Origin of the sequence: Burkholderia ubonensis, from assembly GCF_001718695.1 — a bacterium.
GTDB lineage: Bacteria > Pseudomonadota > Gammaproteobacteria > Burkholderiales > Burkholderiaceae > Burkholderia > Burkholderia ubonensis_B.
Genome location: NZ_CP013420.1, coordinates 2,816,312 through 2,839,715, shown reverse-complemented (window position 1 = coordinate 2,839,715; position 23,404 = coordinate 2,816,312). Strand labels below are relative to the sequence as shown.

Below are 23,404 nucleotides of genomic sequence, written 5' to 3'. Positions count from 1 at the left end.
TTCTCTTGATGATCTGGTGACGCGGCGAGCCGCGTCGCGATGTGCAAAATCCGCAGGGTGCGCCGGTCGTCGCGCGCCGGTGCAGTCTCCCGCGTCAGCGTTTCAGTTCGGCGACGAAGTCGTAGTAATCGTCGCGGCAATACGTTTCGGTCATTTCGATCGCGCGCTCGTCGGCGCCGTAGCCGATGCGCGTGATCACGAGGAGCGCCGCGCCCGGCGCCACCTTCATCCATTTCGCGATGTCGCGCGTCGCGTTCACCGCGCGAAAGTGCTGCAGCGCGCGCACCACGACCTTGCCGCGCGCTTCGAGGTGCTCGTACAGCGACGCGCCGAGCGCGTGCGGATCGGGCACCACCGCGGCCGGCAGCGTCGAGTGCTCGACCGCCATCACGATGCCGTCCGCGCGGCGCAGCCGCTCGAGCCGCGCGACCAGCGCGCCGGGCGCGAGGCCGAGATGGGTGATCTCGTCGCGGCTCGCGGCGCGCAGCTTGCGCGACAGCCACACCGAATCCGGCGCGAAGCCGCGCTGGCGCATCTTCGCGGTGAAGCCGACCAGGCGCGACAGCGGATCGGTGACGCGCGGCGTAATGAAGGTGCCCGCGCCGCGCGCCCGCGTGACCAGGCCCTGCTCGACCAGCAGCGCCAGCGCGCGCCGCGCGGTGATCCGCGACACGCCGACCGACGCCGACAGCACCCGCTCCGACGGCAGCGCCTCGCCGGCCTGCCATGCGCCGTCGTGGATCGCGCTCGCCAGATTGCGCGCGAGCTGCAGATAGAGCGGCGTATCGCGGCGAGGATCGGGCGCCAGTTCGGAACAGCCGGTTTCCATGAGCCTCCGGGGAAGTCGGACGACGGACGCGGGCCGTCGGAAAGTGAAGGCATTATATAACCACCATAATACCAGTCAACGAACTGGTATTAGTGTCGTCGAAATCGCCGGAAGCCTTGTCCCGTAAGCGTTTTAGCTGCAACAAAGCCTTTGTTTACAAGGTGATGCGGGATAGGGATTTACCCGAGGTGGTATGCAAGGGGACTGTTTCGCGATGCATCAGGACGGGAGAATCGCGACTGAAGTGAGACCGGAATAGAACCAGTTCCGCGCACTGGTATGCATCGTGCAACGCGCCGGCCGCGGCGGGGGCGGCGGATGCTCAGTGGAACTCGCGGCTCGACGTGCGCAGGCCGCCGAGCAGCGGCGTCAGGTCCTCGAAATGCTGCGCGACGAGGTGCCGCACGTCGCTCACGACCTGCCAGACGCCCGACGCCGCGAGCAGCCGCGCATCGAGCGTCTCGCGGCGCTGCCGCGCGAGCAACTCGGGCCGGACGATCAGGTTCACGCAGCCCGTTTCGTCCTCGAGCGTCATGAACATCACGCCTTTCGCGGTGCCCGGCATCTGGCGGGCGGTCACGAGCCCGCAGGCGCGCGCGAGCCGGCCGTCGGGGCGGTCGCGCAGCTCGGCCGCGGACGACAGCCGCCGCTCGCGCAGCGCGGGCCGCAGCAGGGCGACGGGATGGCGGTTCAGCGTGAGGCCGGTGGTGTGGTAATCGGCGAGGACGTCGTCGGCCTCCGACGGCGCGCCGAGCGCGGGCATCTCGGGCTCGTCGATCGGCGCGGCCGCGAGCAGGTCGCGCTCCGGCGCCGCGGCGACGGCCTGCCACAGCGCATCGCGGCGATGCCCGGCGAGCGTCGCTAGCGCGTTCGCGGCGGCGAGCGCTTCGAGATCGCGGCGTTCGAGTTGCGCGCGGCGCGCGAGTGCGTCGACGTTTTCGAACGGACCGGCCGCGCGCGCGGCTTCGATCCGGCGCGCGGCGGCTTCGCCGAGGCCGCGCACGAGCGACAGGCCGAGCCGCACGGCCGGCTGTCCATGTGGACGCGGCTGGCCCGGCAGCGCTTCGAGCGACGCCTCCCAGCCGCTCTTCGTCGCGTCGATCGGCAGGACCTGCACGCCGTGCCGCTTCGCGTCCTGCACGAGTTGCGACGGCGGATAGAATCCCATCGGCTGGCTGTTCAGCAATGCGGCGAGAAAGATCGCCGGCTCGTGGCACTTGAGCCAGCTGCTCGCGTAGGCCAGCTTGGCGAAGCTCGCCGCATGGCTCTCGGGGAAACCGTAATCGCCGAAGCCCTTGATCTGCTCGAAGATCTGTTCGGCGAATTCGGGCGGATAGTCGCGCTCGCGCATGCCGTCGACGATCTTGCGGTGATACTTCTCGAGATTGCCCTTGCGCTTCCATGCGGCCATCGCGCGCCGCAACTCGTCGGCTTCGCCGGGCGTGAAGCCCGCCGCGATCATCGCGACCTGCATCACCTGCTCCTGGAAGATCGGCACGCCCTGCGTGCGTTCGAGCGCCGGCTTCAGATCCTCCTTCGGGTAACTGACCTTTTCGAGCCCCTGCCGCCGTTTCAGGTAGGGATGCACCGCGCCGCCCTGGATCGGCCCCGGCCGCACGATCGCGACCTCGATCACCAGATCGTAGTAAGTGCGCGGCCGCAAACGCGGCAGCATCGACATCTGCGCGCGCGATTCGATCTGGAACACGCCGACCGTGTCGGCGCGGCAGATCATGTCGTAGGTCGCTTCGTCATCCTGCGGAATGTGCTTCAGCGTGAACGGCTTGCCGTCCGGCTCCGGCGGCCCGCGCCACGCGGTGCGCAGGTCGAATGCGCGGTGCAGCGCCGACAGCATGCCGAGCGCCAGCACGTCGACCTTCATCAGTCCGAGCGCTTCGAGGTCGTCCTTGTCCCACTGGATCACGCGACGGCCGTCCATCGCCGCGTTCTCGACGGGCACGAGCCGGGTGAGCTTGCCGCGGCTGATCACGAAGCCGCCCGAGTGCTGCGACAGATGGCGCGGAAAATTGAGCAGCCGCGCGGCAAGATCGGCCCACGCGCGGATCAGCGGCGTATCGGGATCGAGCCCGACCGTCGCGAACTGCTGAAGCAGATCGCGGCTGCCGTCGAACCAGCGGTGCCCCTTCGCGACGCGGTCGATCAGCATCGGATCGACGCCGAGCGCCTTGCCGGTTTCGCGCAGCACGCCGCGCGGACGATACGTCGACACGGCGGCCGCGAGCGCCGCGCGGTCCTTGCCGTATTTTCTGTAGATGTGCTGAATCACCTCTTCCCGGCGCTGATGCTCGAAGTCGACGTCGATGTCGGGCGGCTCCCCGCGCTCCGCGCTGATGAAGCGCTCGAACAGCATCGTGCTCTGCTCGGGATTCACCTCGGTGATGCCGAGGCAATAACAGACGACCGAATTCGCCGCCGAGCCGCGCCCCTGGCACAGGATGTTCTGGCTGCGCGCGTATTTGACGATGTCGTAGACGGTCAGGAAGAACGGTTCGTAGCTCAGCCTGGCGATCAGGTCGAGCTCATGGCGGATCTGCTTCTCCACTTTCTCCGGCACACCCTGCGGATAGCGCTCGGCCGCCCCTGCCCTGGTTTCCTGCTCCAGATAGCTCGTCGGCGTGTGCCCCTTCGGCACGATCTCGTCGGGATACTCGTAGCGCAGCGAGTCGAGTTCGAAGTGACACGCATCGAGAATCGCGCACGTCTGCGCGATCTCGTCCGGCGAAAACAACTGCGCGATCTGCCGCCGCCAGCGCAAATGCTGCTCCGCGTTCGGCGCGAGTGCATACCCGCACTCCGAAACCGGCATCCCGAGCCGGATCGCCGTCATCGTGTCCTGCAACCGCTTGCACGAACGTCGATGCATCGTCACATCGCCGAGCGCGACGACGCGCACTTCACGCCGTGCGCCGGCCATACGAATCTCCTCGCGCTGCGCGCCGTCGAGCGCGCGCTGCAGTTGCACGAGCCCGAGCCGCGCCCGTTCGCCGAACGTCGCGCGAAACCACGCGACCTGCGCATCGAGCACATCCGCGCGCACCGGATAGGCGGGAACGAGAATCGCGAAGCAGCCTGGCATCCCGCGCAGGTGCGCGAATTCTTCGGGCGGTCTCGACAACATTCGCGCCGTCAGCCTGTACGTGCCCTTCGGCGATGCCATCCGCCGCCACGAGATCAGCTCCGACAGGTTGCCGTAGCCCTCGCGGTTCTGCGCGAGCAGCACGAGCCCGAACGCGCCGGGGCCCGGATCGTGGCCGGGCGAAACGTCATCCGGCGTCACCTCGAAGTACGCGCCGACGATCAGCGGCAGCCCTTTCGCCTTGGCCGCGACATGCATCCGCGGCGCGCCCGCGAGCGAGCATTCGTCGGTGATCGCAATACCACGGTAGCCAAGCTCCACCGCACGCTCGACCAGCTCCTCCGCATGTGACGCGCCATGCAGGAACGAGAAGTTCGACCGGCAGAACAGCTCCACATAGTCGGGAAGAACCTTGAATTCCGCAGCCATCGCCATTCATCCGAACAAGCCGTGCAGGAACCAGCGCGGTTCGGTCCCGCTGCTTCCGCTCGGCAGTTCCTGAAAGATCCAGTAGCACGCGCCGGCTTCGTCCTGCGCAACGTAGTAATCACGCCTCTCACGCTGGCCGTCGAACCACCCCGCATCGATCCGTTCGGCCGACGACATCTTCCTGAGCGGCGTGCCAAACACCGGCCGGTCCTCGCGCATCAGCAGCGGCTGCGGCTCGGCCAGCAGCCACACGGGACGCGGCGGCGCGGCCGGCAGGCCGGCGCACGGTTGCCGGCCGGCGCGTCGAGCGGCAGCCAGCGGTTCGCGGCCTCGGGCCGGTAATCGGCGACGGGCGCCGCGCGCAGCACGTTCTCCGCGCCAAGCCGCGCGACCAGCAGCTCGATGAGCCGCGCACGCGTCTCGCGCGTGCCGCCCGGCTCGGGAAACAGATCATCGGCCGGCGGCGCGACCGACTCGACGCGCGTGGCCGTCAGGCGCACCGCGATCACCGCGGCGGGCAGCTCGACGCGGGCAAGCCGCTCGCCGAGCAGCCGCATGAAGTGCGCGTCGTCGCGCGCGGGCGCCGCGAACGCGAGCTCGAGCGACGTCGGCGGCACCGCCTGGCGGCCGCGCTCGTGCTCGAGGCCGAACGTCATCGCGGCCAGCGACAGCTGCCGCGCGGCCAGCCAGCCGCACAGCTGCACGACGAGCCGTCGCGCGGCGAACAGCACGGCTTCCGCATATTCGACGCGCTCCGGCAATTCGAGCCGCACGTCGAACACGGGCGGCACCGGCATCCACGCAAGCGGCTCGACCGCATCGCCGTATGCGCGGTCGAGCGCGGCCAGCAGCGCGGGACCGCAGCGGCGCTGCAGCCCCGCGCGCGGCAGGCCGCGCAGATCGGCCAGCGTGCGGCAGCCGAGGCCGTCGAACCAGTCCGCATACGGACGCGCGTCGGGCAGCAGCACGCACGGCAGCGCGTCGAGCGCGCGGACGAGCGACGCATGGCCGGCCACCCGGCGCCGGCTGCGCGAGCGGGCCGACGCGCGCGCGAGCAGCCACGCGCCGCGCCCCGTCGGCGCGGCGGACAGGCGCGCCGCATAGCCGAGCGCCGCGAGCGTCGCGCGCACCTGGCGGCACAGCGACGGCAGGCCGCCGAACAGGCGCAGGCTCGGGCCGACGTCGACGACGAGCGTCGCTTCGTCGTCGAGCGCGACGCACGGCGAGAAACGCAGCAGCGCGAGCGCGACCGCGCGCAGCGCATCGGCCTCGCGCGCGGGATCGCGCTCGACGAGCTGCGTGTCGGGCGCGAGCGTCAGCACGCCGCCGCGCTTCATGCCCGCGCGCACGCCCTGCCGGTGCGCGGCCGCGTCGGCGATCAGCACGACGCCCTGCTCGAGCACCGCGCAGCCGGCCTCGCCGTCAGACGGCGGCGGGGCGCACACGTCGAGCGGCAGAAGCGGCAGATGGATGCCGAGCAAGACGCGCATAGCGGCTCTCCACGATGGGCGACGGCAGGTCGAGCACGAGCGGCTCGCCGCGCGCGGGCCCGCGACGCTTGACGATGTCGAGCGACACGCCGCCCGGCACGGGATGCAGCGCGACGCGCAGCACGGCGGGCGACGGCTGCCGCGCGGCCTGCAGCGGGCGCAGCATCACGAACAGCGTGTCGCCCGTGCGCGCGGCCGCGAGATGCAGGCGTCGCAGCGCATCGGGCCGCGCATCCTGCCAGAGCAGCAACGCACCGCAGCAGCCGGTCTTGAGCGCCTGCTCGGCGGCCCACAGCGCGTCCGTGCGGCTGCCGGCGCGCAGCCACAGCAGCGCGTCGGCCGGCACGCCGAGACCGGCGAGCGCGGTCGCATGCGGCGAGCGCGGCGGCGCGACGAGCGCGAGCGGCCGACGGGCGCTGACGGTGTGCGCGAGCGCGGGCGCGAGCAGCCGCATCTCGCCGCAACCCGGCTGCGCGGCCAGCAGCTCGACGAGCCCGCCGACCGGCCAGCCGCCGCCCGGCAGCTCGGCGGACAGCGACGCGAAACCCGTGTCGATCGTGCGCGGACCGCCGCGCGCGAGCTGCGAGCCGCGCCAGAGCGACGGATGAAGGGATTCAGGAGAAATGGAGGATGCGAGCATGATGCCACCCACAACTGTATGGATATACAGTATATGGCAATGCGCTCGCGTCGCACAGTCTCGGCACGAAACCGGCCTTTCGTCAGATGAACGCAGCGCATGCCGCACGCGCCGCCAGCGGCCACGGGCCAGCACCCGCCCCAATGAAAAAGGGCCTGCGCGCGGCAGGCCCTTCGGGTCGGCAATCGGACCGGTGTGCGGCGTTCAGAACGACGCGACCATCGAGCCCTTGAACTGCTTCTTGATGAATTCCCGCACTTCCGTCGACTGGTACGCCTTGACCAGCTTCTTCACCCACGGCTGGTCCTTGTCCTTCGCGCGCACCGCGATCAGGTTCGCGTACGGGCTCGTCAGCGATTCGAGCGCGATCGCGTCCTTGGTCGGCTGCAGGTTCGCGGCGATCGCGTAGTTCGTGTTGATCACGGCCGCGTCGACGTCCGACAGCACGCGCGGCAGTTGCGCCGCGTCCAGCTCGGAGATCTTCAGCTTCTTCGGGTTGTCGGCGATGTCGAGCACCGTCGCGTTGTTGCCGCCCGTGCCCGCGCCCGCCTTCAGCTTGATCACGCCCTGCGCCTGCAGCAGCAGCAGCGCGCGGTTCTCGTTCGACGGATCGTTCGGCACCGCGAGCTTCGCGCCTTGCGGCAGGTCCTTCAGCGCCTTGACCTTCTTCGAGTAGACGCCGATCGGCGAGATGTAGGTCAGGCCCGCGCTGACGAGCTTGTAGCCGCGCTGCTTCACCTGGCTGTCGAGGTACGGCTGGTGCTGGAAGCTGTTCGCGTCGAGGTCGCCCGCGTCGAGCGCCGCGTTCGGCTGCACGTAGTCGTTGAACTCGATGACCTTCACGTTCAGGCCTTCCTTCTCCTTCGCGACCTTCTGCACGACCTGCCACACTTCCGCGTCCGGACCGGCCACCGTGCCGACCTTGATCACCTTGTCCTCGGCATGCGCACCCGCCGACATCGTCAGCGCGGCGCCGGTTGCCAGCACGGAAAACACTTTCAGGAGACTGCGACGCTTCATCTGTTTCTCGCCTTCTTGCTAACTATAAAAGGGCGCGATGCGGGTATGTCCCGGCTCGCGGAAAGGGGCAAATGGTGTCACAGGATCGGCGGGAAGTGAAATACATCCCGCTCATATGGGTATGCGCTATGCGGGGGACGGCCGGGTGCGCGCCGCGCCGGCGTCGCCGACCCGGAACGCCCCCACCGCGTCGCGCAGCCGCGCAGCCTGCTCCTGCAGCAACGCGGCGGCCGCGGACGCTTCCTCGACGAGCGCCGCGTTCTGCTGCGTCACCTGGTCCATCTGCGTGACCGCCCGGCCGACCTGCGTGATGCCGCTCGCCTGCTCCTCGGACGCCGCCGCGATCTCGCCCATGATGTCCGTCACGCGCGCGACCGCCTGCAGGATCTCGCCCATCGTCGTACCGGCCTGGCCGACCAGCGTCGAGCCGTTGCGCACCCGATCGACCGAATCGACGATCAGCGCGCGAATCTCCTTCGCGGCCGTCGCGCTGCGCTGCGCGAGCGAGCGCACTTCGCCCGCGACCACCGCGAAGCCGCGGCCCTGCTCGCCCGCGCGCGCCGCCTCGACCGCCGCGTTCAGCGCGAGGATGTTGGTCTGGAACGCGATGCCTTCGATCACGCCGATGATGTCGGCGATCTTGCGCGAACTGTCGTCGATCTCGCCCATCGTGCCGATCACGCGATTCACGACGTCGTGCCCGGCGCGCGCGATGTCCGACGCGTTGTTCGCGAGCCCGCTCGCCTGCCGCGCGTTGTCGGCGTTCTGCTTCACGGTCGCGGTCAGCTGCTCCATGCTCGCCGCCGTCTCCTCCAGCGACGCCGCCTGCTCCTCGGTGCGCTGCGACAGGTCGTCGTTGCCGGATGCGATCTGGCGGCTCGCCGACGCGATCGATTCGGCCGACTGGCGGATGCCGCCGATCGTCGCCTGCAGGCGATCCTGCATCGCATGCATCGCCGCCATCATGCTCGTGCGGTCGCCTGCGCGCACCGGCACCGGCTGCGTCAGGTCGCCGCCCGCGATGCGCGCCGCAAGCGCCGCGGCTTCGTCCGGCTCGCCGCCGAGGCTGCCGCGCACGTTGCGGATGATCACGACCATCGCCGCGGTGATCACGAGGCCGATCACGAGCACCACGGCGAGGTGGCCGAGCAGCGTCTCGTAGTAGACGGTATCGATGTCCTTCACGTACACGCCGCTCGAGATGTTCCAGTCCCACGGCGCGAAGCGCGTGACGTAGCTGATCTTCGGCACCGCGGTCTCGCTGTTCGGCAGGCGCCCGCGATATTCGGCGAAACCGCTGCCGGTGGCCTTCGCGGCGTTCAGGATCGTCACGAACAGCGGCTTGCCGTCCGGGTCCTTGTAGTCGCCGACCTGCGTGCCGACCAGCTTCGGCAGCGTCGGGTGCATCAGCACGACCGGCTTCGAATCCATCACGAACACGTAGCCCGACTCGCCGTAGCGCATCGCGGCGAGGCTCGCGAGCGCATCGCGCTTCGCGTCGGCCTCGGGCAGCGTGCCGGCCTGCGCGAGTGCGTAGTACGACTTACTTCGCGATGCCGGCCGCCGCCTCGACGAGATTTGCCATGCCTTCCTTGCGCTCCGCGAGCATCGTCGCGCGCGTCTCGAACGCGCTCCATGCGCCGACGCCCAGCAGGCCGACCCATACCAGCGCCAGTGCGAGCCACAGCTTGCGGTTCAAACTCATTCTGCTCATCGTGCGTGCCTTGTTATCGATGTCGATGGGTGACGCAACGCGCGCGCGAACGGCCCGCCGCGCGCAATCGATTGCACACGTAATGACGGCAGCGACGCTTGCAACTTGAATGCAACGCGACACGCAACGCGGCCTGTGCTACAAGATCGCCTGGCCGGCGCACCGCGCCCCGGCGACTTTCCTAGGCCACTCATGTACGTCATCGACATTCACTACACCGCGCCGCTCGATCGCATCGACGACGCGCTCGAGCGCCATCGCGCGTATCTGCAGCCGCTGCTGGACAAGGGGATTTTCATCGCGGCGGGGCCGAAGGTGCCGCGCGACGGCGGCATGATCCTCGCGGCGCGCATCGATCGCGACGAACTGGAAGCGATCCTGCAGACCGACCCGTTCGTCACCGAAGGCCTCGCGAACTACCGCGTGACCGAATTCCGGATGACGCGCGCGGCGCCGGGCGTCGTCCTGCCGGCGCTGCCGTGACTTGACGTGACATGACGCGCCGGCGCCTGCCGGGCCACGGCCCGCGTAGGCGATACGGAGAACAGACGGGAAAAGAGAAGACGCGGGACGGCGCGCGCCGCCCCGCCCTGCGGCTCAGCCGAGCAGCAGTTTCAGGTCGTGCAGCCACGGGCCGGGGCCCTGGCCGTCGCGCACGAACAGGCGCAGCTTGCCGTTCGTGTCGAACACGTAGCTCGCGGCGGTGTGATCCATCGTGTAGCTGCCGGGCGCCTTGCCCGGCACTTTCGCGTAATAGACGCGGAAATCCTTCGTCACCTTCTTCAGCTGCGCTTCGTCCGCCGGCCGCAGGCCGATGAACGACGGATCGAACGCCGGCACGTACTGGCCGAGCAGCGCGGCCGTGTCGCGCTCCGGATCGACGGTGACGAACAGCACCTGCACGCGCTTCGCGGCGTCCGGCCCGAGCTGCTTGAGCGCTTCGGACAGTTCGGCCATCGTCGTCGGGCAGACGTCCGGGCAATGCGTATAGCCGAAGAACATCACGACGGCCTTGCCCTTGAAGTCGCCGAGCGTGCGCATCTTGCCGGCCGTATCGGGCAGCGCGAAATCGCTGCCGAACTGCGTGTTGCCGGTGATGTCGAGATTCTGGAATTTCGGCGCGTTGTCGCACGCCGCGAGCAGCATCGCCGCCGCGAATGCGCAGCCGAGCATCCAGCCTTGGCGCGCGCGGCGCCCGAACCATGAACGAAGCATCGTATTCAAACCGTGCGGTTACACGCCGAGCAGCGGGCGTGCATAGTGATCGACGAGGAGCGCCGCGAACAGCAGCGACAGGTAGACGATCGAGTAGCGGAAGGCCTTGCGGGCCAGTTCGTCCGAATACTCGCGGTGGATCTTCCACGCGTATGCGAGGAACACCGCGCCGAGCAGCACCGCGCTCGTCAGGTAGACGGCCCCGCTCATCCCCGAGATGAACGGCATCATCGTGACCGCGAACAGGATCACCGTGTAGAGCAGGATGTGCAGCCGCGTGAACTTCTCGCCGTGCGTGACGGGCAGCATCGGCAGGCCCGCGTTCTCATAGTCCTTGCGGCGGTACAGCGCGAGCACCCAGAAATGCGGCGGGGTCCACACGAAGATGATCAGCACGAGGATCCACGCGTCGCCGGGCACCGCGCCCGTCACCGCGGCCCAGCCGAGCGCCGGCGGCATCGCGCCCGACGCGCCGCCGATCACGATGTTCTGCGGCGTCATCGGCTTGAGCAGCAGCGTGTAGATCACCGCGTAGCCGACGAAGGTCGCGATCGTCAGCCACATCGTCAGCGCGTTCGTGAACGTGTAGAGCGTCCATGCGCCGAGGCTGCCGAGCACGCCCGAGAACAGCAGGATCTGCGCGGTCGTGATCTCGCCGCGCGCGGACGGACGCCACGCGGTGCGGCGCATCATCGCGTCGATCTTCTGCTCGACGAGGCAGTTGATCGCGAACGCCGCGCCCGCCAGCAGCCAGATGCCGATGGTGCCGCCGACCAGCACCCGCCACGGCACCATGCCCGGCGTCGCGAGGAACATGCCGATCACCGCGCAGAACACCGCGAGCTGCGTGACACGCGGCTTCGTCAGCGCCATGTACTGGGAAAACCGGCTACCGGGCGATCGGGAAAGGGTGCTTTGCATGGGGGCGGTCACGCCGGGGCGGCGTCGCGCGCAGGCAGCGCGACACGGCCGGGGCGGCTTGAAAGGATGCGAAAGTTTAACATGACGACGAGCAGCAGCAGGACCGCGGCCCCCCCGTTATGGACCACCGCGACCGGCAAAGGCCACTGCAACACGATATTCGTCAAACCCGTCACGAACTGCAGCACGACCACCAGCAGCACGCCGTTCGCGGGCCGCCGCAGCGATTCGAAGCGGCGCATCTTCAGCGCGAACGCGACCAGGTACGCGACGACGACGAACGCGAACGTGCGGTGCGTCCAGTGGATCGCGACGAGCGCGTCCTGCGTGATCGCGTCGCCGTCCTTCGTCATCCCGAGCGCGCGCCACAGATGGAAGCCATGCTCGAAATCCATCGGCGGAATCCACTGGCCGTTGCAGGTCGGGAAGTCGGTGCACGCGAGCACCGCGTAGTTGGTGCTGACCCAGCCGCCGAGCGCGATCTGCACGACCAGCAGCACGAGCGCCGCGAGCGCCGCCGCGCGATAGCGCCCGGCCTGCGGATCGTGCGCGGGCAGCGGCGTCTGCCGCGCCGCGAGCCAGCCGAGCGTGCCGAGCAGCGTCAGGCCGAGCAGCAGGTGGATCGTGACGATTACCGGCTGCAGCTTCATCGTCACCGTCCACGCGCCGAACGCGCCCTGCACGAGGATCAGCAGCAGCAGGCTCGTCGGCCACCACGGCGACACATGCAGCGGCCGGCGGCGCAGCCGCGCGGCCCACGCGATCATCGTCTGCGCGATGATCAGCACGCCGATCGCCATCGCGAAATAGCGGTGGATCATCTCGATCCACGCCTTCGTCATGCTGACGGGGCCGCTCGGCATCGCCTGATGCGCGGCCGTGATCGCCGCGTGCGCGATGAACGGCGACGACGTGCCGTAGCAGCCGGGCCAGTCCGGACAGCCGAGGCCCGAATCGGTCAGCCGCGTGAAGCCGCCGAACATCACGAGATCGAGGGTCAGGAATGTGGTGATCCACACGAGCTTGCGGAACTTGTCGTCGTCGGCCTTCACCCACACGTACGACAGCGGCAGCAGCGCGATGCACAGGCCGATCAGGCCGAGTTGCAGTAGATACGACATCGGATTATTGCCTCGTAGTCTCGCGTCAGCCGATGCTCGACCACTTCAGCAGCTTCGTGACGTCGGTCTTGATCTTGCTGGGATTCGGGTCCTTCGGGAAGCGCATCATCAGGTTGCCGTTCGGGTCGACCAGGTAGAGGTGGTCGGTGTCCTGCGTGCCGGCGTCGGCCGGCAGCCACCTGGCGACCGCGGCCGGATCGGCGACGAGCCTGCGCGTATCCGGGTACGCGGCGGTGATCTTGTCCGGAACCGCGCCCGCATCGCTGCGCAGCCACACCATCGTGAGCCGGTGCCGTTCGCCGGCCTGCGTCACGCGCACCTGGCGCATGAAATAAAGCTTCTTCGCGCACGCTTCGTCGCACGCGCTGCGGTCGGTCATCACGAACAGCCACACGCCGCGCAGCGACGCGAGCGGCATCGTCTTGCCGGTTTCGTCGGTGACCGTCAGGTCCGGCGGAATCGGCCGCTGCGGCTCGACCAGCGTGCCGTAGTTGGTCGAGCCGCCCTTCGGCTTGATCACGTAATAGGTGAAGTACGACGCGATCATCGGCGCCGCGCAGACGAGCCCGAGCAGCACGAGCGTCCAGCGGCCGCGCTTTCTGGCGGCCGGCGACATGGGCGCCCCCTGACCGGAAGCCGGACCCTGACGGGAAGATTGGATGGACAAATCAGACCTCTCGAAACGTACCCGCGGCGTCGCCGCCGCGCACCGGCATCGCGCCGCCGCTCATGCGCCGGACGGCTTCTTCGCCGCGCGCCGCGCCGCGTACAAGCCGAAACCGAGCGCGGCCGCCGCCATGCCCCACCACTGAAACATGTAACCGTAATTGCGCTCGACGCCGGTCGTCGGCGCCGGCCAGTCGCGCACCAGCTTGTCGCCGTCGTCGCTCGTCTGCTGGATCACGAACGGCTGCAGCGGCAGGCCGGTTTCCTTCGCGAACGCGGCGACGTCCAGGTTCTGCCGAATCTTCTGGTGCGGCGCCGAGCCGCCTTCGCCGAGCTCGAACGCGCGCGTCGCGTCGGCGCGCGCGATGCCCTCGAGCTCGACGTCGCCCGCCGGCGTCGCGAACGGCTCGATCGCGGTGCGCTCGGCGATGTTGCGCGGCAGCCAGCCGCGATTGACGAGCACGTAGCCGCCGCCCGCGAGTTTAAACGGCATCACGACGTAAAAGCCCGGCTGGTCGTTATACGGCCGATTGTCGAGAAACACCGCGAGCTCAGGCATGAAGCGCCCGGTCGCGCGCACCCGATGGAACTCGATCGACGCGAGCGGAATCGGCTGCGCGCCGATCTCGACGGGCGCCGCGTGCTCGTAGCGCACGATGCTCGCCTGCAGCGCCTCCTTCTGGTGCGCGCGCTCGCGCTGCCAGAAACCGAGCCGGATCGTGACCGCGACCACCGCCAGCACGAGCAGCGCGGGAAGCCAGCGAATCTTCATCGCGCCGCCTCGCAGAGGCTGTCGCGAAAGCGAAGTGCGATAATTATCCTCTTCCTTTCGAATTGCCGTCGTCCGGTCCGCTCCATGCACATCCTCGTCCCTATCGCCTTCGTCCTCATCATTGCCAGCATGGTCTCGGCACTCTATTTCATGATGCACGACCGCGGCCACACGAAGCGCATGGTCTGGTCGCTCGCCACCCGCGTCGGCCTGTCGATCTCGCTGTTCCTGTTCATCCTGTTCGCGAACTGGATGGGCTGGATCCATTCGACCGGCATTCCGATCGGGCGCTGACGCGGTTTCCGCCGCGGCCGATGCGGCATTTCGCCACATGGCCGGGCCACCAAGCAAAAGCGCCGCCTGACAAAGTCGCGGCGGCGCCTCGGTGATGCCGGCTGCCGGTAGCGCGCTCGCGCCGCCCGGCTGCCTCGATACGAACGGCCCGCGCATCGCTGCGCGGGCCGTCTTTATTTACAGCCAGTAGACGACGACGTACAGGCCGAGCCAGACGACGTCGACGAAGTGCCAGTACCACGCGGCGCCTTCGAACGCGAAGTGATGTTCCGGCTTGAAGTGGCCGCGGATCAGCCGCACCAGCACCACCGCGAGCATCGTGCCGCCGAGGAACACGTGGAAGCCGTGGAAGCCCGTCAGCAGGAAGAACGTCGAACCGTAGATGCCCGAGCCGAGCGTCAGGTTCAGTTCGTTGTACGCGTGGAAATATTCGAAGCCCTGCGTGAACAGGAAGCAGACGCCGAGCACGAGGGTCGCGGCCAGCCATGCGATCGCCTTGCGGCGGTGATCGTCGCGCAGCGCGTGGTGCGAGATCGTCAGCGTCGCGCCCGACGACAGCAGCAGCGCGGTGTTCAGCGTCGGGATCGGCCACGGGCCCATCGTCTTGAAGTGGCCGGCGAGCGCCGCCGGGCCTTCGTTCGGCCACACGGCGGAGAAATCCGGCCAGATCAGCTTGTAGTCGAGGCTGCCGAGCTGATGCAGCGCAATTTCACGCGCATAGAACAGTGCGCCGAAGAACGCGCCGAAGAACATCACTTCGGAGAAGATGAACCAGCTCATGCTCCAGCGGTACGACACGTCGACCCGCTTGCCGTACATCCCGCCTTCGGACTCGGCGATCGCATCGCCGAACCAGTGGTACAGCGTGAAGAGGAACCACAGCAGGCCGAGCAGCGCGGTATAAGGCGCCCAGTCGTGACCGTTGATCCACAGTGCGAACGATCCGAGCATGACCAGCAGGCCGACGGCCGCGCTGATCGGATGCTGCGACGGATGCGGCACGAAATAGTACGGGGTCTGGTTTTGACCGCTCATGCTTGATTCTCCACTTCAGTCCAATTTGTGTCCCGGAAACCACTCCGGCTTTATTTCTCGCGCGGCGCGACGGCCGCCGCTCTTTCCTTCGCGGCCCGCCAGGGGCGCGCCGCTTGCATTCCGTTGCTGCCGCGGGCCTCAGCCCACGACGGCGCGCACGATCAGGATCAGCACGCCGATGAACACGCCGGCCGCGATCAGCGCGACGATCAGCACGTGCAGCGGATTCAGTTGCGTCGCGTCGGCTTCCAGGTCGCGCCGCTTGCGCACGCCGAAGAACGACCACAGCACCGCCTTCAACGCCTGGCCGAACGAGCCGCTTCGCTTGACCTCCGTCATCGCCCCGCCTCCATCATCATGCGCCCGGCTTCGTCGAGCCGGACTGCTTCGCCGCACCGGCTGTCGCTTGGGCCGGCGTATTCAGTTCGAAGAACGTGTACGACAGCGTGATCGTCTTCACGTCCTTCGGCAATTTCGGATCGATCACGAACACCACCGGCATCTTGCGCGACTCGTTCGCGGCCAGCGTCTGCTGCGTGAAGCAAAAGCACTCGATCTTCCTGAAAAACTCCGTCGCCTGCTTCGGCGCGTAGCTCGGGATCGCCTGCGCGACGACCGGACGGCTCTGGCCGTTCGTCACGTCGTACACGATCGTCGTCAACTCGCCCGGATGCACGTCGAGGCTGTTGTGCTCCGGCTTGAAACCCAGCGGGCCGCGCGCGTTCGCGTCGAACTCGACCGACACGGTGCGGCTCTTGTCGACCTGCGTGTTCTTCGCCTCGCGCTCGCTGACGTCGCGCTGCACGAGGTTGTTGATGCCGGTGATCTGGCAGATCGCGCGATACATCGGCACCAGCGCGAAACCGAAGCCGAACATCAGCCCGGCCACGACGAAGAGCTTCACCAGCATCGAACGGTTGAACCCGCGATCCGTGTGCTCCGCTTCCGGCTTCGACATACGACAACTTCCTCGCTACTGCGTCAGTGAGTGGACAGCCACCACTGCTTGATCACGACACCCACAAAAAAGACGGCGGCGATCGCAAGCAGAATCAGGCCGAGCCGCTTGTTGCCCGCGCGGATCTGCTCGGGCGTGCGTCTTTGTTGTGGATTCCGGTTCATCTGAAACCTGCTGTAGAACGTTCCGCCTCGCCCGCCTGCGGCGGCGGGCATTGGCGGAACATCCGGTGAGACGAATTACTCGACGGTCGGCGGGTGCTCGAACGTATGGAAAGGAGCCGGGCTCGGCACCGTCCACTCGAGGCCCGTCGCGCCGTCCCACGGCTTGTCGGACGCCTTTTCCAGCTCGCCGCCGCCACGGTAGGCCGGCAGCACGACCGCGAACAGGAAGTACACCTGCGCGAGACCAAAACCGAATGCGCCGATCGTCGCGACCTGGTTGAAGTCCGTGAACTGCGCCGGGTAGTCCGCATAGCGGCGCGGCATGCCCGCGAGACCGACGAAGTGCATCGGGAAGAACGTCAGGTTGAAGAAGATCATCGACGCCCAGAAGTGGATCTTGCCGCGCGTCTCGCTGTACATCCAGCCCGTCCACTTCGGCGACCAGTAGTACCAGCCCGCGAACAGCGCGAACAAGGAACCCGCCACCAGCACGTAGTGGAAGTGCGCGACCACGAAGTAGGTGCCGTGGTACTGGATGTCGAGCGGCGCCATCGCCAGCATCAGGCCCGTCAGGCCGCCGAACGTGAACACGAACAGGAAGCCGATCGCGAACAGCATCGGGGTTTCGAAGGTCATCGAGCCGCGCCACATCGTCGCGAGCCAGTTGAACACCTTCACGCCCGTCGGCACCGCGATCAGCATCGTCGCGTACATGAAGAACAGCTGGCCCGTCACCGGCATGCCGGTCGCGAACATGTGGTGCGCCCAGACCATGAACGACAGGATCGCGATCGAAGCCGTCGCGTACACCATCGAGCTGTAGCCGAACAGCGTCTTGCGCGCGAACGCCGGAATCACCTGCGACACGATCCCGAACGCCGGCAGAATCATGATGTACACCTCGGGGTGGCCGAAGAACCAGAAGATGTGCTGGTACATCACCGGGTCGCCGCCGCCTGCCGCGTTGAAGAACGACGTGCCGAAGTGGCGGTCGAACAGCACCATCGTGATCGCGCCTGCGAGCACCGGCATCACCGCGATCAGCAGGTACGCGGTGATCAGCCACGTCCACGCGAACATCGGCATCTTCATCAGCGTCATGCCCGGCGCGCGCATGTTCAGGATCGTCACGACGATGTTGATGCCGCCCATGATCGACGACGCGCCCATGATGTGCACCGCGAAGATCGCGAAGTCCATGCCCGGGCCCATCTGCGTCGACAGCGGCGCATACAGCGTCCAGCCCGCGGCCGTCGCGCCGCCCGGCGCGAAGAACGAGCCGACCAGCAGCACGGCTGCGACCGGCAGCAGCCAGAAGCTGAAGTTGTTCATCCGCGCGAACGCCATGTCGGATGCGCCGATCTGCAGCGGGATCATCCAGTTCGCGAAGCCGACGAACGCCGGCATGATCGCGCCGAACACCATGATCAGGCCGTGCATCGTCGTGAGCTCGTTGAAGAACTCCGGACGCATGATCTGCAGGCCCGGCTCGAACAGCTCGACGCGGATCGCGAGCGCCATCACGCCGCCCGACAGGAACATGATGAACGAGAACAGCAGGTACAGCGTACCGATGTCCTTGTGGTTGGTGGCGAACAGCCAGCGCCGCCAGCCGTGCGGGGTTTCGTGCGCGTGGTCGTCGTGCGCGTGGCCCGCGGCTACGTCGTGCCCGATGCTAGACATGAGAATCTCCTAATGCGAATACGTCGACAAACACAGCGACACGTCAGGCCGCCGGGCCGATCTCGACACGCCGGGCTTCCTTCGCGTCCGCCCCGCCCGTGATCGTTTCCGGCTTCTTCAGAATGATGTGGTCTTCCGCCACGCCCGCCGCCTTCAGCGCATCGCGCACGGCTTGCGCGCGGTGCTTGGCCAGTTCGGCGTTCGCGTCGGCCGAGCCCGACTTGTCGGTGAAGCCCGACAGCGCGAGCTTCGCGTCCGGATGCGCCTTCGCATAGTCCGCCGCCGCCGCGATCGCCGACTGTGCGTCGGCCGGCAGCGTGTCCTTGCCCGTTTCGAAATAGATCGTCGACAGCGCGGCCGTGGCCGCCGGCGCCGCTGCGCCCGAGGCCGCCTGTTCCGGCGCTGCGCCCGCGGTATTCGCGGCGTCTTCCGGCAGCTTGCCGTTACGCGCGTCCGCCACCTGCTTCGGTTGCAGCAGGTCGTTCTTGTGGTTGCCCCACGAGTTGCGCTCGTAGGTGATGACCGACGCGATGTCGAGGTCCGACAGCGACGCCCACGACGGCATCGCGCCCTTGCCCTTCAGCACCTGCTCGAGGTGGCCTGCGATCGGGCCGTTGGAGATCTTGCCGCCGTCGATCGCCGGGAACGCGCCGACGCCCTTGCCGTTCGCCTGGTGGCAGGCCGCGCAGTTCGCCTTGTAGACTTCCTCGCCGTGCGACACCAGCTCGGCCATCGTGTAAACCTTGTTCGGGTCGACTGCCGCGCCGGCCAGCTTGGCCTTCTGCGCGCTGACCCACTTCGCGTAGTCTTCGTCCGACAGCACTTCGACGACAACCGGCATGTACGCGTGCTCCTTGCCGCACAGTTCGGTACAGAAGCCGCGGAAGGTGCCGACCTTGTCGGCCTTGAACCACGTGTCGCGCACGAAGCCCGGAATCGCATCCTGCTTCACGCCGAACGCGGGCACGTACCACGAGTGGACCACGTCGTTCGCGGTCGTGATGATGCGGACTTTCTTGTTGACCGGCACGACGAGCGGGTTGTCGACTTCCTGCAGGTAGGTGTCGCTGATCGGCTTCTTGCCCATCACCGCGTCGCGCGGGGTCGACAGCGTCGACAGGAAGCTGATGCCCTCGCCCGGGCCCTTCACGTAGTCGTAGCCCCACTTCCACTGGTAGCCGGTGACCTTGACCGTGAGATCGGCGTTCGTCGTGTCCTTCATCGCGACCACGGCCTTGGTGGCCGGCAGCGCCATCAGCACGACGATGATGAACGGCACGATCGTCCAGATGATTTCGACGGTCGTGCTTTCATGGAAATTGGCGGCCTTGTGGCCCTTGGATTTGCGGTGCGCGAAGATCGAATAGAACATCACGCCGAACACGCCGACGAAGATCACCGTACAGAGGATCAGCATCATCGTGTGGAGATCGTAGAGCTCCTCGGCGATCTTCGTGACAGGCGGCTGAAAGTTGATCTCGTTGACGCGGGGACCGCCCGGGCTGTCACCGACCGCCAGAGCGGCACCGGCAAAGAGCAGTCCGCTGCATGCCAGCACGCCCGTGAGGGCTCGCTTGATTGTTTTCATAGCATCCTTACCCAAAATTTCCATTCAAACCCTCCCCCGTCGCCAGCCGCCTGCGCCGCGCCGGCCAACCTGCTCAGCCGCAGCGCCGGAGCGCCGCGCGCAGCTCGTCGGCGAACTGCGCGCGCCTGTACTGCGCGAGATGCTGCCCGATCACGACGGTCTGCCCGCGCGATACCAGCCGAATCGGATCGCGTGGCGTCGCGCCCGGCTCGACCCGCACCCAGCGCGGGTTGAATTCGATCTGCGTGAGCTGCTCCGCATTCATCCGTTCGATCACGAGCCGGTGCGGAAACAGCCTGATGCGCTCGTAATCGACCGCATGCCGCGCGTAGACCGCAAACGCGACGCCTACCGCCAGCAGCTCGACTCCGGTGAAAGGCATGACGAGCCACGCCCCCTGCCACATCAGCATTGCCGCGATCGCCAGCGAAAAGCCTGCGAGCGACGCGTAAAACAGCACGAACTGGCGCGGCGACATCGAACAGTTGCGCTTCATGAGCCAGTCCTCGAGGACAGGCTCCGCATCCGCCGAATCAGTCGAAACACTCGCTGCTTCCATCGCCGCCTCACGCGAATGGCATGCGATGCATGCCTGCATCGGGCTCGCCGCCCCGTATTGCGGGGACCCCGGGGCGACAAGCTGACGCATTATAGGCGGGTTCAATGGCATCCACAAGCAAACGCCTATCGCCCCGCGAGCCAAGCGCGACAAGCTTTCCGGCCGTTTTCGGGGCAATTTTGACCCCGCCTTGCGCTGCTAATTTCAGACATAACAAAACCCCTCTTTACCGCTTTACCGATTCTTCGGACGCCCCTTTCCGATGTCCTCGATGCGGACGATGCCGTGCCCTTCCGCGGTCGTGCGCGGCACGGCCTTCCACGCGTGGCCGTAGATCACCTCGAAGGTCAGCGGGATCGTGCCGTCCGCGCGCCGGCGCGCGTCGAGCGCATCGCCGAGCGCCTGCCGGAAGCGCCGCGTCGCGCGCTGCGGCGCCGCGCGCTCGAACGGATAGGCGCCCCAGCGGCGCACGTCGGCCAGCAGCGAATCGGGGGACTTGTAGGTGACGGTCAGCACTTCCTGGTCCATCACGGGAATCTCGAAGCCGCTCTCGACGAGCATGTCGCCGAGGTCGTGCATGTCGACGAAATCGATGACGCGGGGGGGCGCGGCGCTCGCCATGCCGAGCGCGGCCTCGGCCTCGCCGCAGGCCGCGCGCAGCTCGCGCAGCGTGTCGGGGCCGAGCGTGCTGAACATCAGCAGGCCGTTGACGCGCAGCACGCGCTGCCACTCGGGCAGCACCGTGTCGGGGCGCGAATGCCAGTGCAGCGCGAGATTCGACCAGATCAGGTCGAACGCGCCGGCCGCGAACGGCAGCGCCGAGAAGTCCGCCTGCGCGACGCGCGGGCCGCGCTGGCCGAGCGCCTTGCCGAGCGACGCAGGCAGCCAGCGGCGCCAGCTCGTCTGCTCGACCTCGCGCTGCCCCGCCCGCGCGAGCATCGCGCCGGACAGGTCGACGCCGAACACCGGCGCCTCGGGAAAGCGCGCGCGCAGCGCCGGCAGGTCGTCGCCCGCGCCGCAGCCCGCGTCCAGCACGGCCGCGGGGCTCACCTTGATGTATTCGAGACGCTCGCACATCCGGTGCGCAATCTCGCGCGGCAGGAACGCAACCGCGTCGAACGTGGCCGCGCGGCGGTCGAAGATCCGACGCAGGCGCCTCGCGTCATAGGCCGGACGGCCGGAGAGGGTCGAAGGTGGGGACATGTCGGGCAAACTGGCGAAGAGCCCGAAGTATACTCGCTCGCCCCGGAAGCTTCATTGAGGCCATATTGAGGAGCCTGCCGATGATTCGCCGTCCATTTCCGGAGTCGATCCGCGTCGTTATGTCGCAGGCTTTCGCGCAGATCGCGGCAATCGCGCTGCCGAACCGCTGCGCACTGTGCGGCAATATGTCACATACGGTGATCTGCGCCGGATGCGATGCCGCGTACTGGAACGAAGCGCGCCTGCGCTGCGCCGTCTGCGCGGTGCCGCTCGCCCCGGGGCACGCGCGGCGCGCGGCCGGCTACCGGTGCGACGCATGCCGCGCCACGCCGCCGCCGTTCGATGCGACACTCGCGCTCGCCGATTACCGGGCGCCGCTCGACGGCCTCGCGCGCGGACTGAAATTCCACGCGCGGCTCGCGCTCGGCGCGGAATTCGCCGGCCGGCTCGCCCGGCTGCTCGCCGACACGCGCGGCGCGGACGGCGGCTTCGACGTAATCGCGCCGGTGCCGCTTGCCCATGCTCGGCTCGCCGCGCGCGGCTACAACCAGGCGTGGGCGATTGCGCGGCCGCTCGCGCGCCGGCTCGGCGTGCCGGCCGACGCGACGCTGCTCGCGCGCGTGGTGGAAACGGCGCCGCAGTCGCGGCTCGACCGGCGCGCGCGGCGCGACAACGTCGCATCGGCCTTCGCGGTCGCGTGCGACGTCGCGGGTCGCCATGTCGCGCTCGTCGACGACGTGATGACGTCGGGCGCGACGCTGGCCGCCGCAGCGCACGCGCTGAAAGCGGCGGGCGCCGCACGCGTGACGAATCTGGTTGCGCTGCGCACCGCCAGGGATTAATTAGTGAGAAGCCGGCCGCCCGCGGCCGCGATCGTGACAAACCGGCCGGTCCGGCCGCCGCCCCGCAGCAGGGGCGCGCCGGAAACCGCCATCCGAAACCGAAACATGTTCAACGTCGTCCTCGTCGCCCCCGAAATTCCGCCGAACACCGGCAACGTGATCCGCCTGTGCGCGAATACCGGCGCGCGGCTGCACCTGATCGAGCCGCTCGGCTTTCCGCTCGACGACGCGAAGATGCGCCGCGCGGGCCTCGACTATCACGAATACGCGGAAATGCGCGTGCATCCGGACTGGGATGCGTTCGTCGCGGCCGAGACGCCCGATCCCGCGCGGATGTTCGCGTTCACGACACGCGGCTCCGGCCGCTTCCACGACCATGCGTTCCAGCCGGGCGACTGGTTCGTGTTCGGCTCGGAAACGCGCGGCCTGCCCGCCCCGCTGCTCGAGCAGTTCGCGAACGCGCAGCGCGTGCGCCTGCCGATGCGGCCGGGCAACCGCAGCCTGAACCTGTCGAACACGGTCGCGGTGGTCGTGTTCGAGGCGTGGCGCCAGGCCGGCTTCGAAGGCGGCGACTGAGCGTCGACCATCGACCGTCGTTCGCGCGAACGCGTGTCAGCGACGTGCGAGCCGCGCGCGATACAGCTCGTATATGTCGGGAGAAAAGCACGCGAACACCACGCGTGCGAGGTTCGGCGCCTGCGGCAGCATGTCGACGACCGTATCGACGGCGATGTCGACCGCCTGCGCGGCCGGATAACGGTAGACCCCGCAGCTGATCGCCGGAAACGCGATCGACGTGCACGCGACTTCTTCGGCCAGCTCGATCGCGCGGCGGTAGCACGACGCGAGCATCTCGGCCTCGTTCTGCGTGCCGCCGTGCCACACCGGGCCGACCGCATGAATCACGTATCGGGCCGGCAGCCCGTGGCCGCGCGTGAGTTTCGCGTCGCCGGTCTGGCAGCCGCCGAGCGTGCGGCATTCGGCGAGCAGGCCCGGGCCGGCCGCGCGATGGATCGCGCCGTCGACGCCGCCCCCGCCGAGCAGCGAGCTGTTCGCCGCGTTGACGATCGCGTCGACCGCGAGCGTCGTGATGTCGACGACCTGCGCGTCGAGCGTGGTGGAACCGATCTGCAGCATGACGGCCTCCTCGAATGCCGGAGATGG

At 68.0% G+C, this 23,404-nt stretch carries 22 protein-coding genes and 2 pseudogenes; 4 read left to right on the top strand and 20 right to left on the bottom strand.

What is annotated here, in order from left to right; all coding sequences use genetic code 11:
* Positions 1-94: 94 nt before the first annotated feature.
* From WJ35_RS12955 to WJ35_RS12930, 6 genes and pseudogenes are all read right to left on the bottom strand, one after another.
* On the bottom strand, positions 95-829 hold the full coding sequence (locus WJ35_RS12955; RefSeq protein ID WP_060235967.1) for a GntR family transcriptional regulator: 735 nt from the start codon (positions 827-829) through the stop codon (positions 95-97).
* 322 nt (positions 830-1,151) lie between these two features.
* Positions 1,152-4,355 carry an error-prone DNA polymerase gene (locus tag WJ35_RS12950; protein WP_060236053.1) on the bottom strand — a complete coding sequence of 1,068 codons (3,204 nt, stop codon included), beginning with the start codon at positions 4,353-4,355 and terminating at the stop codon, positions 1,152-1,154.
* A 6-nt stretch (positions 4,356-4,361) separates the two neighbouring features.
* Positions 4,362-5,845, bottom strand: a pseudogene (locus tag WJ35_RS12945) (Y-family DNA polymerase).
* Complete coding sequence (gene imuA, locus WJ35_RS12940) at positions 5,778-6,485, bottom strand: translesion DNA synthesis-associated protein ImuA (RefSeq protein WP_060235963.1); 708 nt, start codon at positions 6,483-6,485, stop codon at positions 5,778-5,780. The pseudogene WJ35_RS12945 and the gene imuA overlap by 68 nt, the downstream one beginning before the upstream one ends.
* Before the next feature lie 204 nt (positions 6,486-6,689).
* On the bottom strand, positions 6,690-7,505 hold the full coding sequence (locus WJ35_RS12935) for a MetQ/NlpA family ABC transporter substrate-binding protein (protein ID WP_010090617.1): 816 nt from the start codon (positions 7,503-7,505) through the stop codon (positions 6,690-6,692).
* Positions 7,506-7,631: 126 nt separating this feature from the next.
* A pseudogene (locus tag WJ35_RS12930) lies at positions 7,632-9,219 on the bottom strand (methyl-accepting chemotaxis protein).
* Positions 9,220-9,411: 192 nt separating this feature from the next.
* On the opposite strand from WJ35_RS12930, the gene WJ35_RS12925 reads away from it, so the two are divergent.
* Entirely contained in the window at positions 9,412-9,702 is a 291-nt protein-coding gene (locus WJ35_RS12925; RefSeq protein ID WP_059719472.1) for a YciI family protein, read from the top strand.
* Positions 9,703-9,816: 114 nt separating this feature from the next.
* On the opposite strand, the gene WJ35_RS12920 is transcribed toward WJ35_RS12925, so the two are convergent.
* The 5 genes from WJ35_RS12920 to WJ35_RS12900 all read right to left on the bottom strand — a co-directional run bounded on the left by WJ35_RS12920 (position 9,817) and on the right by WJ35_RS12900 (position 13,914).
* Positions 9,817-10,434, bottom strand: coding sequence for an SCO family protein (locus tag WJ35_RS12920; protein ID WP_060235958.1), 618 nt, complete (start codon positions 10,432-10,434; stop codon positions 9,817-9,819).
* Positions 10,435-10,452: 18 nt separating this feature from the next.
* Positions 10,453-11,355 carry a heme o synthase gene (cyoE, locus tag WJ35_RS12915; protein WP_010090611.1) on the bottom strand — a complete coding sequence of 301 codons (903 nt, stop codon included), beginning with the start codon at positions 11,353-11,355 and terminating at the stop codon, positions 10,453-10,455.
* An 8-nt stretch (positions 11,356-11,363) separates the two neighbouring features.
* Positions 11,364-12,476 carry a COX15/CtaA family protein gene (locus WJ35_RS12910; protein ID WP_060235956.1) on the bottom strand — a complete coding sequence of 371 codons (1,113 nt, stop codon included), beginning with the start codon at positions 12,474-12,476 and terminating at the stop codon, positions 11,364-11,366.
* Positions 12,477-12,501: 25 nt separating this feature from the next.
* A complete protein-coding gene (locus WJ35_RS12905) occupies positions 12,502-13,092 on the bottom strand; it encodes an SCO family protein (protein WP_060235955.1) in 591 nt (196 codons plus the stop codon).
* Between the two features lie 111 nt (positions 13,093-13,203).
* Positions 13,204-13,914 (bottom strand): SURF1 family protein, encoded by a 711-nt coding sequence (locus WJ35_RS12900; protein WP_045567136.1) that lies wholly within the window; start codon positions 13,912-13,914, stop codon positions 13,204-13,206.
* An 84-nt stretch (positions 13,915-13,998) separates the two neighbouring features.
* Here WJ35_RS12900 and WJ35_RS12895 point away from each other — a divergent pair, with 84 nt between their 5' ends.
* Positions 13,999-14,208, top strand: a complete 210-nt coding sequence (locus WJ35_RS12895; RefSeq protein WP_010090607.1) for a twin transmembrane helix small protein — start codon at positions 13,999-14,001, stop codon at positions 14,206-14,208.
* 177 nt (positions 14,209-14,385) lie between these two features.
* On the opposite strand, the gene WJ35_RS12890 is transcribed toward WJ35_RS12895, so the two are convergent.
* The 8 genes from WJ35_RS12890 to WJ35_RS12855 form a co-directional block, all read right to left on the bottom strand.
* Positions 14,386-15,243 (bottom strand): cytochrome c oxidase subunit 3, encoded by an 858-nt coding sequence (locus WJ35_RS12890; RefSeq protein ID WP_010090606.1) that lies wholly within the window; start codon positions 15,241-15,243, stop codon positions 14,386-14,388.
* A gap of 138 nt (positions 15,244-15,381) precedes the next feature.
* Positions 15,382-15,582 (bottom strand): DUF2970 domain-containing protein, encoded by a 201-nt coding sequence (locus WJ35_RS12885; RefSeq protein ID WP_010090605.1) that lies wholly within the window; start codon positions 15,580-15,582, stop codon positions 15,382-15,384.
* A gap of 16 nt (positions 15,583-15,598) precedes the next feature.
* Complete coding sequence (locus tag WJ35_RS12880) at positions 15,599-16,201, bottom strand: cytochrome c oxidase assembly protein (RefSeq protein ID WP_060235952.1); 603 nt, start codon at positions 16,199-16,201, stop codon at positions 15,599-15,601.
* A 23-nt stretch (positions 16,202-16,224) separates the two neighbouring features.
* On the bottom strand, positions 16,225-16,365 hold the full coding sequence (locus WJ35_RS31815) for a cytochrome oxidase small assembly protein (protein WP_042586883.1): 141 nt from the start codon (positions 16,363-16,365) through the stop codon (positions 16,225-16,227).
* Between the two features lie 75 nt (positions 16,366-16,440).
* A complete protein-coding gene (gene ctaD / locus WJ35_RS12870; protein WP_010090602.1) occupies positions 16,441-18,048 on the bottom strand; it encodes a cytochrome c oxidase subunit I in 1,608 nt (535 codons plus the stop codon).
* 43 nt (positions 18,049-18,091) lie between these two features.
* Entirely contained in the window at positions 18,092-19,660 is a 1,569-nt protein-coding gene (gene coxB / locus WJ35_RS12865) for a cytochrome c oxidase subunit II (protein ID WP_029226333.1), read from the bottom strand.
* Between the two features lie 49 nt (positions 19,661-19,709).
* Positions 19,710-20,234 carry a DUF2244 domain-containing protein gene (locus WJ35_RS12860; protein ID WP_088580147.1) on the bottom strand — a complete coding sequence of 175 codons (525 nt, stop codon included), beginning with the start codon at positions 20,232-20,234 and terminating at the stop codon, positions 19,710-19,712.
* A gap of 195 nt (positions 20,235-20,429) precedes the next feature.
* A complete protein-coding gene (locus tag WJ35_RS12855) occupies positions 20,430-21,398 on the bottom strand; it encodes a methyltransferase domain-containing protein (protein ID WP_069239264.1) in 969 nt (322 codons plus the stop codon).
* Between the two features lie 80 nt (positions 21,399-21,478).
* Between WJ35_RS12855 and WJ35_RS12850 the strand changes: the two genes are divergently transcribed.
* Positions 21,479-22,240 carry a phosphoribosyltransferase family protein gene (locus WJ35_RS12850; RefSeq protein ID WP_060235946.1) on the top strand — a complete coding sequence of 254 codons (762 nt, stop codon included), beginning with the start codon at positions 21,479-21,481 and terminating at the stop codon, positions 22,238-22,240.
* Positions 22,241-22,345: 105 nt separating this feature from the next.
* Complete coding sequence (trmL, locus tag WJ35_RS12845; protein WP_060235944.1) at positions 22,346-22,816, top strand: tRNA (uridine(34)/cytosine(34)/5-carboxymethylaminomethyluridine(34)-2'-O)-methyltransferase TrmL; 471 nt, start codon at positions 22,346-22,348, stop codon at positions 22,814-22,816.
* Positions 22,817-22,852: 36 nt separating this feature from the next.
* Here the strand turns inward: trmL and WJ35_RS12840 are convergent, their stop codons facing one another.
* Positions 22,853-23,377 carry an O-acetyl-ADP-ribose deacetylase gene (locus WJ35_RS12840; protein WP_010090594.1) on the bottom strand — a complete coding sequence of 175 codons (525 nt, stop codon included), beginning with the start codon at positions 23,375-23,377 and terminating at the stop codon, positions 22,853-22,855.
* Between the last annotated feature and the right edge of the window lie 27 nt (positions 23,378-23,404).